Origin of the sequence: Afipia sp. P52-10, from assembly GCF_000516555.1 — a bacterium.
Classification (GTDB): Bacteria; Pseudomonadota; Alphaproteobacteria; order Rhizobiales; family Xanthobacteraceae; genus P52-10.
In genome coordinates this window covers 43,520-58,383 of the sequence record NZ_AZSJ01000002.1, presented here as the reverse complement: position 1 = coordinate 58,383, position 14,864 = coordinate 43,520, and the positions used below count along the sequence as shown (strand labels likewise).

Annotated in this window: 11 protein-coding genes; 4 read left to right on the top strand and 7 right to left on the bottom strand. The window is 65.2% G+C overall.

Annotated features, from left to right (window positions below; translation table 11 throughout):
- Positions 1 to 303: 303 nt before the first annotated feature.
- The 4 genes from X566_RS00970 to X566_RS00955 all read right to left on the bottom strand — a co-directional run bounded on the left by X566_RS00970 (position 304) and on the right by X566_RS00955 (position 5,506).
- Positions 304 to 1,866 carry a 2-isopropylmalate synthase gene (locus tag X566_RS00970; protein WP_034462787.1) on the bottom strand — a complete coding sequence of 521 codons (1,563 nt, stop codon included), beginning with the start codon at positions 1,864 to 1,866 and terminating at the stop codon, positions 304 to 306.
- A 539-nt stretch (positions 1,867 to 2,405) separates the two neighbouring features.
- Complete coding sequence (locus X566_RS00965) at positions 2,406 to 3,392, bottom strand: polyphosphate kinase 2 family protein (RefSeq protein ID WP_034462786.1); 987 nt, start codon at positions 3,390 to 3,392, stop codon at positions 2,406 to 2,408.
- Positions 3,393 to 3,464: 72 nt separating this feature from the next.
- On the bottom strand, positions 3,465 to 4,172 hold the full coding sequence (locus X566_RS00960; RefSeq protein ID WP_034462785.1) for an NUDIX hydrolase: 708 nt from the start codon (positions 4,170 to 4,172) through the stop codon (positions 3,465 to 3,467).
- A 302-nt stretch (positions 4,173 to 4,474) separates the two neighbouring features.
- On the bottom strand, positions 4,475 to 5,506 hold the full coding sequence (locus X566_RS00955) for an ABC transporter substrate-binding protein (protein ID WP_034462784.1): 1,032 nt from the start codon (positions 5,504 to 5,506) through the stop codon (positions 4,475 to 4,477).
- 182 nt (positions 5,507 to 5,688) lie between these two features.
- On the opposite strand from X566_RS00955, the gene X566_RS00950 reads away from it, so the two are divergent.
- On the top strand, positions 5,689 to 6,360 hold the full coding sequence (locus tag X566_RS00950) for a class I SAM-dependent methyltransferase (protein WP_152539761.1): 672 nt from the start codon (positions 5,689 to 5,691) through the stop codon (positions 6,358 to 6,360).
- 159 nt (positions 6,361 to 6,519) lie between these two features.
- Here the strand turns inward: X566_RS00950 and X566_RS00945 are convergent, their stop codons facing one another.
- Positions 6,520 to 7,308, bottom strand: coding sequence for an ABC transporter permease (locus X566_RS00945; protein ID WP_034462782.1), 789 nt, complete (start codon positions 7,306 to 7,308; stop codon positions 6,520 to 6,522).
- Entirely contained in the window at positions 7,305 to 8,138 is an 834-nt protein-coding gene (locus tag X566_RS00940; RefSeq protein WP_034462877.1) for an ABC transporter ATP-binding protein, read from the bottom strand. The genes X566_RS00945 and X566_RS00940 overlap by 4 nt, the downstream gene beginning before the upstream one ends.
- 306 nt (positions 8,139 to 8,444) lie before the next feature.
- On the opposite strand from X566_RS00940, the gene X566_RS00935 reads away from it, so the two are divergent.
- The gene (locus X566_RS00935; protein ID WP_034462781.1) at positions 8,445 to 9,239 is read left to right on the top strand and encodes an ATP-binding cassette domain-containing protein; all 795 of its coding nucleotides are present in this window, start codon (positions 8,445 to 8,447) and stop codon (positions 9,237 to 9,239) included.
- Positions 9,239 to 10,792 carry an ABC transporter permease/substrate-binding protein gene (locus tag X566_RS00930; protein WP_034462780.1) on the top strand — a complete coding sequence of 518 codons (1,554 nt, stop codon included), beginning with the start codon at positions 9,239 to 9,241 and terminating at the stop codon, positions 10,790 to 10,792. The genes X566_RS00935 and X566_RS00930 overlap by 1 nt, the downstream gene beginning before the upstream one ends.
- 139 nt (positions 10,793 to 10,931) lie before the next feature.
- Here X566_RS00930 and X566_RS00925 read toward each other — a convergent pair whose 3' ends face one another.
- Positions 10,932 to 12,710: a sulfatase-like hydrolase/transferase gene (locus X566_RS00925; RefSeq protein WP_081740000.1), complete on the bottom strand. Its 1,779-nt coding sequence runs from the start codon at positions 12,708 to 12,710 to the stop codon at positions 10,932 to 10,934.
- A gap of 451 nt (positions 12,711 to 13,161) precedes the next feature.
- Between X566_RS00925 and X566_RS00920 the strand changes: the two genes are divergently transcribed.
- A complete protein-coding gene (locus X566_RS00920; RefSeq protein ID WP_051443764.1) occupies positions 13,162 to 14,754 on the top strand; it encodes a carboxylesterase/lipase family protein in 1,593 nt (530 codons plus the stop codon).
- Positions 14,755 to 14,864: the final 110 nt, after the last annotated feature.

Here is a 14,864-nt window from a genome sequence, read left to right as displayed (position 1 = left end):
AAGGAGGGCGTCGTTTAGCAAAGCAAAACCGCCCTGTCCAGCAAGGTGAACCACCTTTTCCTGTGGTTTTTCAGGTTTTTCGTCCCGCCCCAGCCGGCCACGCGCCAGCCGCGCGATTTCCGCGTAATGGCAACGAGCCGTCCGTCCCGGAATGGGGCGGATGGCGCAGCCAAACGGCATTGGCAGGCCTATCACGCGGCACCGGCCGCAGGCCAGCGCACAGGTGCGTGGTCCTCACATGCAGACCCGCCGGAGACCGCCCCGGCGGGTCTCGATGCAAACCCCGCTCGCAGACGGCCCGCCTTACTCGGCGGCGCTCGCCTTCACCTTGTCGCGCTCGTGCTTGGTGACGAGCTTGTTCAGCGCGCCGAGATAGGCCTTGGCGGAGGCGACCAGGGTGTCTGGGTCGGAGCCGCGCGCGGTCATCGAGCGGCCGTTGTGCGACAGCCGCACCGACACCTCCGCCTGCGCATCCGTGCCCTCGGTCACCGCATGCACCTGATAGAGCTCCAGCGTCGCGTCGTGCGGAACCAGCGACTTGATGCACTTGAACACCGCGTCCACGGGGCCGTTGCCCTCCGCCTCCTCGAGGCGGACGTGGCCGTCGATGTCGAGCTTCATGGTGGCGCGCTGTGGCCCGTGCGTGCCTGCGATCACCGTCAGCGACACGAGCTTCAGCACGTTCTGCGCCTGCGCCAGCTCCTCGTCCACCAGCGCCTCGATGTCCTCGTCGTAGATGTCCTTCTTGCGGTCGGCCAGCGTCTTGAAGCGGACGAACACGTCGTCGATCTGGTTGCGCGACAGCTTGTAGCCGAGTTCCTCCAGCTTGTGGATCAGGCCCGCGCGGCCGGAGTGCTTGCCCATCACCAGCGAGGTCGCCTTCACGCCGACCGTCTCCGGCAGCATGATCTCGTAGGTCTGCGCGTTCTTGATCATGCCGTCCTGATGGATGCCGCTCTCGTGCGCGAACGCGTTCCGCCCGACGATCGCCTTGTTGTACTGCACCGGGAACGAGGTCGCCGCCGACACCAGCTTGGAGGCATGGGTCAGCATCGTGCTCTCGATGTTGTTCCAGTACGGCAGCTTGTCGTTGCGCACGCGCATCGCCATCACCACCTCCTCGAGCGCGGCGTTGCCGGCGCGCTCGCCGATGCCGTTCAGCGTGCATTCGATCTGCCGCGCACCGGCGCGCACACCGGCGAGCGAATTCGCCACCGCCATGCCGAGATCGTTGTGGCAATGCACGGAGAAGCGCGCCTTGTCGGCGTTGGGAACGGTCTCGCGCACGCGCTTAATCAGGTCGTAATACTCCTCCGGCACCGCATAGCCGACCGTGTCGGGGATGTTGATCGTGGTCGCGCCGGCGTTGATCGCGGCCTCGACGCAGCGGCACAGGAACTCGAATTCGGTGCGGGTGCCGTCCTCCGACGACCACTCGACGTCGTCGGTGTGGTTACGCGCGCGGGTCACCGACGAGATCACCATCTCGAACACCTGCTCCGGGTCCATCTGCAGCTTGTACTTCATGTGCACTGGCGAGGTGGACAGGAAGGTGTGGATGCGGCCGCGCGCGGCCGGCTTGATCGCATCGGCGCAGCGGTCGATATCCTTGTGGGCGGCGCGGGAGAGACCGCAGATCACCGCGTTCTTGCTCCGCTTGGCGATCTCGCGCACCGCTTCGAAATCGCCGTCTGAGGCGAACGGGTAGCCCGCCTCGATGATATCGACACCCATGGTGTCGAGCGTTTCGGCAACCTTCAGTTTCTCCTCGAAGGTCATGGTCGCGCCGGGGCACTGCTCGCCGTCGCGCAGGGTGGTGTCGAAGATATAGACGCGGTCCTGGTTCGACGGGGTGGAGGCGGTCATTGGAAGTCCTCTGGTCTTTAGGGCTGCGCCCGGCGCATCGTCCGCAAGCAAATCAACGATTGGCGATACGGATATGCGCTGGTTCTCGGAGGCGCAAAGGGATTTCGATCAAGCGATGTCAGTCGGTTCGCAGTGAGCCCCCTGAGTGCCCAGGCGATCACGCCCAGACGGCCCTCAGGGGCGGCTAAGAAGCAGCAGGCCGAGCAGACCGAGGGACGGCATAGCAAGCGACGGCGCGGAGGCGCGCGCGGACACGGCCTGGGCGGCCACTCCGTTAGCTGCGCTCGAAATTCCGCGAATCATCGTCCCGTTGCCTTCATCCGCGCCCATCATCGGCGAAAACCCTTGACGGTCCGTTGCCGGGTCCAGGCCCGGGTTCGCTATCAAAGGTCCGTTCGGCGCGTGCCGGGTTTCTAACCGACAACGCTCCGGCCCTGCAACGGCTAAAAAGGGTCAGAATGGCTGTCCCATCTGCTTCCTGAGCCACCCTGCGGCTGCTGTTCCATAAGGCTCGGATGTCCCCGTGCAGCCGCAGACTCTCAGCCTTTCCTGCCGCCATTGCCGGATGTCTTGCCAGATACCTTGCTCGCCGCCCTCGCGGCTTTCGGCGCATCGGCCAGCAGAGCCTTGCGCACTGTCTCGTATTCCGGCGACTGGCTCTTATCGACCTTCGGGAATTTGGGATCGAGCTTTTCCAGCGCCTCGACGATGGTGGCGGAGATCACCACGCGCGCGAACCATTTGTGGTCGGCCGGCACCACATGCCACGGCGCGAACGCGGTCGCGGTGTTGCGGATCGCATCCTGGTAGGCCGCCTGGTACTTGTCCCACAGCGCTCGCTCGGCGATGTCGCCCATCGAAAACTTCCACCACTTCGCCGGCTCCTCCAGCCGATCGAGGAAACGCTTGCGCTGTTCCTCCTTGGAGACGTGCAGGAAGAACTTCAGGATCATCGTGCCGTTGCGCGACAGGTAGCGCTCGAACGCGGTGATATCCTCGAAGCGCTCGCGCCAGATGTTCTTGCTGACGAGCTTCGCCGGCAGCCGCTGCTTCGCCAATACCTCCGGGTGCACCCGCACCACCGTCAGCTCCTCGTAATAGGAGCGGTTGAAGATGCCGATGCGGCCGCGCTCGGGCAGCGCAATCGTGCTGCGCCAGAGGAAATCGTGATCGAGCTCCTTGGTGGTCGGCACCTTGAACGAATGCACCTCGCAGCCTTGCGGATTGATGCCGCGCATCACATGCTCGACCGCGCTGTCCTTGCCCGCCGCATCCATGCCCTGGAAGATCAACAGCAGCGACCAGCGGTTCTCCGCATAGAGCCGCTGTTGCAGTTCGTCCAAGCGCGCGCGGTTGACATCGAGGAGCTGTCTGGCGGCGTGCTTGTCGAGCCCACCCTTCTCGGCGGTGGCGAACTGCTTCAGGCGGAAGTTGCGCGGATCGCTGACCGTGAAGGGACGTACGAACGCCGACAGATCCACGTTCTTCGGGTTCTCACCCTTCTCCGCCCTCTTCTTGTCACCCATGATCCATCCTATTGCTGATCAGCCGGTCGCAACAGTACAGGCCCTTCGCCGGGCACGCCAGCAACCCGCCGGTCAAGCGCCTTCGCGCCGGGCGAACGCATCGGCGAGAAAGGCGCGGACGAATTCGGGCGCGGACGCGGGCAAGTCGTCGAGGTTGCGGACGGCTATGATCTCGCTCAGCTCCGGCTGTGTCTCGCGGCGCAGGAAAGCGTTGATCTTCTCGACCAGCGCGGCCGCGGGCAGATGCGCGCGCAGCGGCTGATAGCAGGCGCTGAAGCGCGGCCCCTCGACGACGGCCCAGCCGTCCTCGACGACATAGTCGGTCACCTCGAGCCCGGTTTCTTCGGTGATCTCGCGCGCGACGCTGGCGGCGAGATCGACGCGACCCGCGACGATATCGCCGGGTTCGGGTGTGCCCGCCGGAAAGTAGACGCGGCCTGCGTTGGCGGTGTGGTCTGCCATCGTCCCGAGCACGAACGCGCCATCCGCGCTCCGCAACGCGCCGCCGCCGAAGCAGTGCGACACACCGTTGGCGGCCGCATTCCAGTCGCGCCAGGCCATGAACGCTGCGAAGTCAGTCTCGAAATAATCAGCCCGGTAGACGCGATCCTCGATCCGGCGATTACGGCATTGCAGGATGCGCCCATTCCAGATCGCCGGCTTCACCTGCTTCAGCCTGGCGAAATGCTGCGCGATCTCGGCCGCCCGCTCGGTCGCGAACGGCCAGTCCATCGGCTTGAAGGCAAGATCGAGCGCGGCGACGTGGTGAACCGTGAACATGGGCAGTTGAACCTCACCAACGACAATGATTCCGGAGCGGAGCTATCCACGCTGCCATTCCGGGATGCGCAAACTGAACTCGAGTTTACCCGAGTTCAGCATTCTAAAGTGCTCAAGTCGGCAACAGCCGACTTGAGGTGGCGCAGGCCCGGAATCCATAGCCCCTGTCGTGGTTATGGATTTCGGGCTCGCGAGCTTTGCTCGCGCCCCGGAATGACAGTATTTGCCCTGGCTGCGTATCAATTCAAACGAAAGCGGCGAGGTTTCCCCCGCCGCTTTGACAAAAACAAGGCCGTCGCCGCTCACATCTGCGCGGCGGCCTTCTTAGCGAAGCTGTCGTTGAATGTCTTCGACAGATCGACCTTGGCGTCCTTCATCTCCGCATCGAACCGCACCAGCATATCGAGCGCGTTCTTCATGCCCTCCGGCGGGATGATGCCGGTGACCGAATACATCGGTTTCGACGCCTTCACCGCGGCGATGTAAAGCGCCCGGTCGCCGAGGTAGTATTCCTCCGGCACGGTTTTGGCGACATCCTCCGGCGTCGCCGCGGCGAGCCACTTCTGCGTCTTGTAGAATGCGTTGACCACCGCCTGCACGGTGTTCGGGTTCTTGTCGATGAAGTCCTGCTTGAAATAGACCACCGCTGCCGGGTTGTTGCCGCCGAACAGCTTTTTGTTGTCCTCTTCGGTGCGCGAATCCGCCAGCACCACCACGTCGCCGTCCTGTTGCAGCTTGGTGATCACCGGATCGAGGTTGGAGATCGCGTCGATGTCGCCCTTCTTCATGGCGGCGACGGCGCTCAAGCCCGTGCCGACGCCGATGATCGACACATCCTCCGGCTTCAGCCCGTCCTTGGCGATCAGCGCGTTGACGAAGAAGTTGGTCGAGGAGCCTGGAGCCGTGACGCCGATCTTCATGCCCTTCAGGTCCTTGAACGATTTCACCTGCGCGGCCTTGTCTTTGCGCACCGCGAGCACGATGCCGGGGAAGCGGCCGAGCTCAAGCACCGCTGTAATCGGCTGACCCTTCACCTGCATGCGGATCGTATGCTCGTAGGCGCCGGTAACGACATCGGCTGAGCCGCCGATCAGCGATTGCAGCGCCTTGGCGCCGCCGCCAAAGTCGGTGATGGTGACGTTGAGGCCCTGGTCCTTGAAATAGCCGAGCCGCTCGGTCAACGTCAGCTGCAGGTAATACAGCAGCCCCTTGCCGCCGACACCGAGGGTGAGATCCTTCTTCTCGATCGCCTGCGCCGAAGCCGCGCCGGCAAACATCGCTGACAGCGCCAGAGCGCCGGCCCACACGCCGAACCAAGTCTTCAACACCTTCATTCACGTCCTCCCTGGAAACCGTTGGGCGCCGTTATACCGGTCGGTCGCCGACGCCGCCAGAGCGGCAAAGGCCGCATGATACGCAGCTCCCCCGCTACGGCGGGCTTGACCTTCGCCGCATCATGAAACATATGAAGTTACATGAAGCAAGATCGTCGGTGGCCAACCCTATGAGTGAACCGATGGACGCATTCGCCGATCCCCAGGCCGTGGCTCATTACGCCGACGGACCACCGCGTTTTGTGCCAGGCTACCAAGCGATGCAGCGGATGGCGGCGCTGCTGCTCGCGGAGCGCAGCCCGGACGATGCGCGGGTGCTGGTTCTGGGCGCCGGTGGCGGGCTGGAATTGAGGGCCTTTGCCGAAGCCTATCCGGACTGGTCCTTCGATGGCGTCGATCCATCCGCGCCGATGCTTAAGCTGGCGGAACAAACGCTTGGACCACTGGCGGCACGCGCACGTCTGCACCAGGGCATCATCGACGACGCGCCGGACGGGCCATTCGATGCGGCGAGCTGTCTTCTCACCTTTCACTTCATGGCGCGCGACGAACGACGGCGCACCGCCAGCGCGATTCGGAACCGTCTCAAACCTGGCGCGCCGTTCGTCACCGCTCACCTGAGCTTTCCGCAGGATGACGACGCGCGCGCTCGCTGGCTGTCGCGGCACGCCGCGTTCCTGATCGCGTCCGGTCTCGATCCAGATCAGGCGGCGAACGCGCGTCTGGCGATCGACTCCAAAACCCACATCCTCGCCCCGGAACAGGACGAAGCGATCCTGCGCGAGGCCGGTTTCCACGATGTCAGCCTGTTCTATGCGGCCTTCAGCTTCCGCGGCTGGGTGGCTTACGCCTAGTGGTTCGAGTCCAACATTTACATCCCAGCGCAGTAAGGCCTTCTGCAGATGTTGGAATCAAAAACCACTAGCAAACATGATAGCCTAGTGGAGCTTTGGATTTGACATTCGCACGGCGAACCAGCAGCGACGCAAGATGCGAATGTCAAATCCGCTCCACTAACCCCGCGCGTCGCCAGGACTCGGCCGCCAGACCAATAGCCGCTTCTCGATCGCGGTGACGATCAGGTCGATCAAGACCACGAACACCGCCAGCACGATCATGCCGGCGAACACGCCCGCCACATCAAACACGCCCTCCGCCTGCTGGATCAGGTAGCCGAGACCGGCCGCCGAACCGAGATACTCGCCGACCACCGCGCCGACCACGGCGAAGCCGACCGAGGTGTGCAGCGAGGAGAACATCCATGACAGCGCCGACGGCCAGTAGACATGGCGCAGCAACTGCCGTTCGCTCATGCCGAGCATGCGCGCGTTGGCGAGCACGGTCGGGCTCACCTCCTTGACGCCCTGATAGACGTTGAAGAACACCACGAAGAAGACCAGTGTGATGCCGAGCGCCACCTTCGACCAGATGCCGAGGCCCAGCCACAGCGCGAAGATCGGCGCGAGCACCACGCGCGGCAGCGCGTTCATCATCTTGATGTAGGGATCGAACACGGCGGCGACGAGCTGTCTGCGCGCGAACCAGAAGCCAATCAGCACGCCGCCGAGCGAACCGATCACGAACGCCAGCACCGACTCCAGCAGCGTGATGTACAGGTGCTTCCAAATCGAGCCCTCGACGAACCACTTGATGATGCGAACGGCGACATCATAGGGCGTCGAGAAGAAGAACGGCGGCAGCAGCTTCACGCCGCCGATCGGCACGGTCGTCAGCACATGCCAGAGGCCGATCAGCACCACCGCGACCAGCACCTGCAAGGCGAGCAAGACGGCGCGGTTCATGACGCCGCTCCCGCGGGCGAAAGAGTCGACTGCGCGTAGCCCTTCAGCACCTCGTCCTTCAGCACCGACCAAATCTCGCGATGCAGCTCATGAAACTCCTTCTCCAGCCGCACCTCGGAGATGTCGCGCGGCCGCGCCAGCGGCACGCGCCAGTCACCGATGATGCGCGAGCCGGGTCCGGCCGACATGATGACGACGCGGTCGGCGAGCGCGATCGCCTCCTCCAGGTCGTGGGTGACGAACAGCACCGCCTTGCGGTCCGCGGTCCATAATTCCAGCAGCAGGTTGCCCATGATCTGCCGCGTCTGCGCATCCAGTGGACCGAACGGCTCGTCCATCAGCAGGATCTTCGGATCGCGGATCAGCACCTGCGCGAGGCCGACGCGCTTGCGCTGGCCGCCGGACAGCATGTGCGGATAGCGGTTGGCGAAGTTTCCGAGCCCCACCCGCGTCAGCCACGTCTGCGCATCGGCGCGTGCCTTCGCGCGCGGCACACCTGCGGTCTCTGGGCCGATCGCCACATTCTCCAGCGCGGTCTTCCAGGGAAACAGCGCATCGGCCTGGAATAGGTAGCCGGCCTGCTTGTTTAGCCGCGTCAGCGGCGCATCGAAAATCCTCACCCGGCCCTCGGCGGGCTTGAGCAGGCCGGCAGCCACATTCAACAACGTCGATTTGCCGCAACCGGTCGGCCCAACGATGGCGACGAACTCGCCGGACGCCACGCTGAGATCCGCCCGCTCCACCGCCGTATAGACGCCGCGGTCGGCGACATGGAACGCCACCGTGACGGCATCGAGCGCAACGGCCTTGTTCGACTGAGTCTTTTCCAACTGGGTCTCGTCCAACTGAGTCTTGCCCACCTGCCCTGTATCCTGCACCTGTCCCCCGCTATCCACAAACCCGCGTCATGCCGCGAAAGTTGGCATCCAGTAGGCCGAGAACCCTCGGCTCCATCACGAGCGTCCCGGACTACTGGGTCCTCGCTTTCGCGAGGACGACATCAGAAGCAGCCGAGATACAGTCCCGCCTGCATAGTTGTTGTCGTTTCCTTTGCCTGCGCACGTTCCGACGTCCCGTGCCAACTTGCAAGAGCACGCGCTTGGTCGTGAGGCGTTGGTGTGGTAGCGGCATGGGTGATGGCCGCAACACCTCCAGCGATCCGTTACGCGCATGCCGGCAAGAGCTTCGATGGCGGCCGCGTGCGTGCGCTGCAGGACGTCTCGCTCGACATCGCTGCTGGCGAATTCCGCTGCATCGTCGGTGGGTCCGGTTCGGGCAAGACCACGCTGCTGCGGCTGGCCAACCGTCTGATCGATGCGGACGAAGGCCAGGTGATGATCGACGGCGAGGATGTGCTTTGCCTCGACCCGATCGCGCTGCGACGCAGGATCGGCACCGTGTTCCAGAGCGCGGCCTTGTTCCCGCATATGAGCGTCGCCGAGAACATCGGCATCACGCCGAAGTTGCTCGGCGCCGCGAACGGCGCGATCGCCGAACGGGTCGATGAGCTGCTGGCCCTGGTGCGCCTCGATGCGGGGCGCTATCGCGATCGCCATCCGCACGAATTGTCCGGCGGCGAGAGGCAGCGCGTCGGCGTTGCCCGCGCGCTGGCCGCGAAACCTGCCATCGTGCTGATGGACGAGCCGTTCGGCGCGCTCGATCCGGTGACGCGCGACGCGCTCGGCGACGACTATCGCATGCTGCATGACAGCCTCAAGCTGACCACGGTGATGATCACCCACGACATCACCGAGGCGATGCTGCTGGCGGACCGGATCGCGGTGATGCAGAGCGGCCGGCTGATCGCGGACGGCACCGCCGCCGAGCTTGCCGTAAGCCCGCAAAGCTATGTCGGCGAGTTGCTGCGCACGCCGCGCCGGCAGACCGAGCGGTTGAATGCGCTGCTGCGCAACGGCGGAGCGCGGCCATGATGGTGGACCCGCGCTGGACCGAAGCCCTGGACCGGCTTCCGGATTATCTTGGCAGCCACTTGCGTGTCAGCATCGCGGCACTGGCGCTCGGCCTCGCTGTCAGCTTTCCGCTGGCGCTGGCGGTACGCAACCGCCCGGCGCTGCGCGGCCTGTTCCTTGCGGCGGCGAGCATCGTACAGACGGTGCCGGGGCTGGCGCTGCTGGCGCTGTTCTATCCGCTGCTGCTGATCCTCTCGGCGTGGTCGCTGCGCGCGTTCGGCCTCGGCTTCTCCGCCTTCGGCTTCCTGCCCGCGGTGCTGGCACTCGCGCTCTACAGCATGCTGCCCGTGTTACGGAACACGATCACCGGCCTACAGGGCGTCAGCGTCGACCTGATCGACGCCGCCAAGGGCGTCGGCATGACGCCACGCCAGTCGCTGCGTCTGGTCGAGCTGCCGCTGGCGCTGCCGGTGATCATGGCCGGCATCCGCACCGCCGCCGTCTGGGTGATCGGCACCGCCACCCTCTCGACCCCGATCGGCCAGACCAGCCTCGGCAATTATATCTTCACCGGCCTGCAAACCCAGAACTGGGTGTTCGTGCTGTTCGGCTGCATCGCCGCCGCCGTGCTGGCGCTGCTGGTCGATCAGCTGCTGGCGCTGTTGGAAAGCGGCGCAAGGCTGCGCAGCGGGGCCCGCATCGTCATCGGCCTCACGGGTCTCGCCGCGCTGGTGGCGCTGGCGTTTGCCCCGATGCCCGGCCAATCACGCGCCGCCTATGTGGTCGGCGCCAAGACCTTCACCGAATCCTACGTGCTGTCTGGCTTGATCGCCAAGGCGTTGCACGCGTCTGGCCTGCCGGCGCGGCAGCGCGAGGGACTCGGCTCCAGCGTGATCTTCGAGGCCCTCGCCACCAACGAGATCGACGCCTATGTCGATTACTCCGGCACGCTCTGGGTCAACCAGCTCCGCCGCACCGACATTAAGCCGCGGGAGCAGATCCTAGCCGATCTCACCGCGATGCTGCGCGAGCGCTATGGTGTGGCCCTGCTCGGCAGCCTCGGTTTCGAGAACGCCTATGCGCTGGTGATGCCGCGCAAGCGCGCCGAAGCGCTCGGCATTAAAAGCATCGCCGACCTCGCACCGCATGCAGGCGCTATGACTATCGCTGGCGACTACGAATTTTTCTCGCGGCCCGAATGGAACGCGTTGCGCGGCGCCTACGGCCTCGCCTTTCGTAATGAGCGGCAGATGCAGCCGGACTTCATGTACGCGGCGGTCGCGTCCGGCGAGGTCGATATCATCGCCGGCTACACCAGCGACGGCCTGATCGCCCAATACGATCTGGTGACCCTCGGCGATCCGAAGCAGGCCATCCCGCCCTATGATGCGGTGCTGCTGCTGGCGCCGCGCCGCGCCGATGACGAGGCGCTGCAGACTGCGCTGCGGCCGCTGCTCGGCAGGATCGACATCGCCACCATGCGCGAGGCGAACCTGCGCGCGGGCGGCGTCAACGGCGCAAGCTCTGCCACCGAGGTGGCGCAGTGGCTGTGGGAGAAGATCGGCGGGCGATAACGCGCCTCGCGCGCGTCGGCAGTCGTCCTCATCCTGAAGGAGCGCGGAATGCGCGTCTCGAAGGATGAGGTCGAAGGGAGCGTCGGCTGGGGCAAGCCCTTCTTCACCTCTCCCCGCGTGCGGGGAGAGGGAATAACCGTCACAGCCCCTTGATCAGGCCCGCGTCGATCAAGAGCCGGTTGAAACGCCGCGCCTCGGCACCCTCGCGACAGGCGTAGAATGTTCCGCCACAGCGCAGCATGATCCGCTTCTGCTCGGCGAAGGATGGATCGAGCGGCACGCCCGCCGCCTCCTGCACCACGATCGGCAGATAGGCCGCATCCAGCGTCGCCAGCGCCGACCCCACGTTCTTCGGCCGGTAGTTGATGCCATCGAGCGCGTAATACGTCGCGTAGTAGCGCGGATCGAACGCCTGCACCCGCTTGCCCAGTTCGCCCGGGGGCAGATCCGGCTCCAGCACCTTCTGCGACAACGCCGGTTGATGATCGCCGAAACGGACGATCAGGAACTCGTCGTCCGGATAACGCGCCTGCAACGCGGCGACGAAGTTCGTGTAGGCCTCCACCGTCATCGCCTGCCTGCGGATATACTCATCGACCTCAGCGGTGTTACCGGGTCCGCTCCAGTCCGGCGTGAGGTCGGGACGGAACACGGTGGTCCAGGGGAAGTGGTTGGCAGCAAGGTAGACGAAGGCGAACAGCGGCGTGGTGCCGTCGCGCTCACGCTCGAACAGCCGCAACGCCTGATCGAAGTAGAATGTGTCCGGCTGCTGCTCGTCCGGCGCCCTCATATCGGCGGCGTCGGCGAAGTGGCCGACGCCGGTGGAGCGCTGGAAGTTGCGTGCCGAGAGGAAGTTGCCGTAGCTCGGATAGAGCGAGAACGTGCGGTAGCCGCAGCGCTTCAGCGCCTGCGGCAGGCCGCGCGTGACGCGACCGGCCGCGATCCGCGTCACATAGTAGCGCATCTTGCCGAACGAGCGCGCCGACAGCCCGGTCAGCACGTTGAACTCGGTGTACCAGGTCGGCCCGCCGGTGGACTCGGCCATGAAGGTGCGCGTCTTGCCGTCGAACGACTTGAAGAAGTCGGAATAGCCGTCCGGCACCTTGATGCCCGGTGCCGCGGTGATGTCGAAGCTCGATTCATCCAGCAGCAGGATGATATGCGGACGGCGAACGCCGGCGTCGCAATCGTCGGCGGGCGCGGCGTAGGCGGAGCGCAGCAGCGACTTCGGCTCGGCCTCGATCCAACCGTTCTCGGCAAGGTGCGAGACCGCGGTGACGCCGGAGCGCGCGAGATTGGAAATGTGGTTGACGCCCTGGAACGGCTCCCACGGCTGCTCGGGATAGGCCACCGACAGCGCCGTCATCACCGTGAGCGCACCGCCGGCGCTGATCAGCGCCGCGCGGCGGCGGATGCGGAACGGGTCGAACCGGATGATCAGCCAGGCGAGCGGCAGTGCGACAACCGCGCCCAGCACGATTTGCGTCTTCAGCTGCGGATGGGTCGTCATCAGGAACGAGAACGTGTCGCGATCGACGATGAGGAAATCGAGGAACGTCAGCGTGAGCTGGGTGACGCCGAACTTCAATTCCGACAGCGCCGCCAGGATCAGGATCACGACCAGCGTCAGCGCCGCCGCAATCGCCGGGCGGCGGAACAGCGCGATGACGAGACAGCAGGCGAACGCCAGCGCCGACAATGCCAGCATCGCGTGCAGCGGCCCGTACTCGAAGCGATAGAGCACGCCGATACAGGCGAGATAGAGTGCGACGACGATCGCCGTCCGCAACCCGAACCAGCGCTTCGACACGACGGCAATGCGCCAGATGCCTGCAGCCCTATTCGTGCCCACGCCCGTTGCGCCAGGCGAGGCCGCAGTGGCGGCTTTGGATGACTCGGACGGAAGCAGCGGCGCCATGATCCGAACACGAAACGAAACCCGGCTCGGACTTGCCCTCGGTCTGGCGGCGGCCAGCAGGCGACACGAGGCGGCCGGACCGCACCCGCGTCATAAAACTGTAGTGTGACTGTCATGCGAGTGCAATCTTTTGTCGGGACGCGTGCGCTGAAAACAAATCCAAAGTCGTACGGCGCCGCGCAGGTTCGCGGGCGTGAACGGACGTTCAGACGAACCGTACGCTGCTGTGCCTTCGCCGGATCACGCGAGCCGCATCCAACGGCGCACGACCTCGACTGCGACCTGCAGCCGAACCGCTTGAGCCATGCCCTTGAGCCATGTCCTTGAGCCATGTCCTTGAGCCATGTCGGTTTGGACATGACCTGTTCGCAAAACCGCGATCCCTTCCCGCGGGCCATCCTCTATCGTACCGGTGAGCCAAGAGGACGCAGGTCCCGCACCGAGGGAGGAAATGATGGCGGACATTCAGGCACAATCGCAAGCGCAGCCGGCCAATGGCACCGCAACCCAGGAGCCGATCGCCGCAACGCGGTATGGCAAGGTGCGCGGCCGCACCAATGACGGCATCGCCGTCTTCAAAGGCATTCCCTACGGCGCGCCCACCTCGGACAGCAACCGCTTCCGCAGGCCGCAGCCGCCGCAGGCCTGGTCCGGCGTGCGCGATGCGTTCACCTACCCGTCGATGGCGCCGCAGCCGCCCGCGCCCATTCGCGGCCTATTCGCCTCCTGGACCGATCCCACCAGCATCGGCGAGGACTGCCTTGGCCTGAACATCTGGACCCCGGCGCTGAACGACGGCGCCAAGCGGCCGGTGATGGTCTGGTTTCACGGCGGCGACTTCGCCTCCCTCTCCGGCTCGCGCAGCGTGTTCGACGGCACAAGGCTCGCGCGGCGCGGCGACGTGGTGGTCGTCACGCTGAACCACCGGCTGAATGCATTCGGCTTCATGTATCTCGGCGCGTTGATCCCCGAATTAGCCGGCGACGCCAATCCAGGCATGCTCGATCTGGTCGCCGCGCTGCAATGGGTGCGCGACAACATCGCCGAGTTCGGCGGTGATCCGGCCAACGTGACGATCTTCGGCCAGTCGGGCGGTGGCGGCAAAGTCGCCACCGTGATGGCGATGCCTGCGGCAAAGGGCCTGTTCCACCGTGCGATCATCCAGAGCGGCACCTACGCCCGCAACGCACATCTGGAAGCGATGACGCCAGACCAGGCAACGCAGCATGCGCATACCCTGCTCGCCTGCCTCGAGCTTAAGCCCGCGGATGCGCGCAAGCTGATCGACCTGCCGATGGGAACCCTGGTCGCGGCCATTGCCAAGGCAGCGCAGGCCGAGAGGCGCGCGGTCTGGCGGCCGGTCGCCGATGGCAAGAATCTGCCCGCAGGCCCGAGCTGGCCGAAAGCGCCGGAGGTGTCCGCCGACGTGCCGCTGATGATCGGCTCGACCGCCACCGAGATGAGCATGCTGATGGGTACGCCGCGGCCGGACCTGTTCGACATCGACGAGTCCACCATGCGCAAGCGGCTCTCGGCGTGGTTCGGACCGGACAAGCTGGACGAGGCGATCGCGCTGTTCCGCAAGAAGGCGCCGAAGGCGACGCCGGGCCAGCTGTTCTTCGACATGGTATCGGCGATCGTCTTTCGCCGCGGCGCCTGGCGGCACGCGGACCTGAAGGCCGCGCAAGGCCAGGCGCCGGTCTATCTTTACGAGATCGACTGGGTGACGCCGGTGGACGGCGGCAAGTGGGGTTCGCCGCATTCGATGGAGCATCCGTTCGTGTTCGACAACGTGGCGGGCTCGGCCTCGATGGTCGGCACCGAACAGGCCGAACCGCAGGCGCTCGCCGAGCAGATCAGCCCGGCCTGGATCGCCTTCGCCCGCACCGGCAACCCGAACCATCCCGGCATCCCGCACTGGCCCGCCTACACCGTGCCGGAGCGGACGACGATGGTGTTCGACACGGCCTCGAAGGCAGTGCCGCAATTCCGCGACGACGAGCGCGTGCTGCTGGCGAGTGCTGCGGAGAAGGACGTGTTGTAACGAGCCTTGCTTCGCTACGGTTGCGAGATGCTTCACCACACTCAGCCGTCATTCGGGACGCGCCATCTCGGCGCGGGCCCGGAATCCATACGCCCGGTCTCAGCAAGACT

Bases quoted from the DNA above. Each gene is read 5' to 3' on its own strand.
- X566_RS00970 (WP_034462787.1), bottom strand. From the start codon at position 1,866: ATGACCGCCTCCACCCCGTCGAACCAGGACCGCGTCTATATCTTCGAC.
- X566_RS00965 (WP_034462786.1), bottom strand. From the start codon at position 3,392: ATGGGTGACAAGAAGAGGGCGGAGAAGGGTGAGAACCCGAAGAACGTG.
- X566_RS00960 (WP_034462785.1), bottom strand. From the start codon at position 4,172: ATGTTCACGGTTCACCACGTCGCCGCGCTCGATCTTGCCTTCAAGCCG.
- X566_RS00955 (WP_034462784.1), bottom strand. From the start codon at position 5,506: ATGAAGGTGTTGAAGACTTGGTTCGGCGTGTGGGCCGGCGCTCTGGCG.
- X566_RS00950 (WP_152539761.1), top strand. From the start codon at position 5,689: ATGGACGCATTCGCCGATCCCCAGGCCGTGGCTCATTACGCCGACGGA.
- X566_RS00945 (WP_034462782.1), bottom strand. From the start codon at position 7,308: ATGAACCGCGCCGTCTTGCTCGCCTTGCAGGTGCTGGTCGCGGTGGTG.
- X566_RS00935 (WP_034462781.1), top strand. From the start codon at position 8,445: ATGGCCGCAACACCTCCAGCGATCCGTTACGCGCATGCCGGCAAGAGC.
- X566_RS00930 (WP_034462780.1), top strand. From the start codon at position 9,239: ATGGTGGACCCGCGCTGGACCGAAGCCCTGGACCGGCTTCCGGATTAT.
- X566_RS00925 (WP_081740000.1), bottom strand. From the start codon at position 12,710: ATGGCGCCGCTGCTTCCGTCCGAGTCATCCAAAGCCGCCACTGCGGCC.
- X566_RS00920 (WP_051443764.1), top strand. From the start codon at position 13,162: ATGATGGCGGACATTCAGGCACAATCGCAAGCGCAGCCGGCCAATGGC.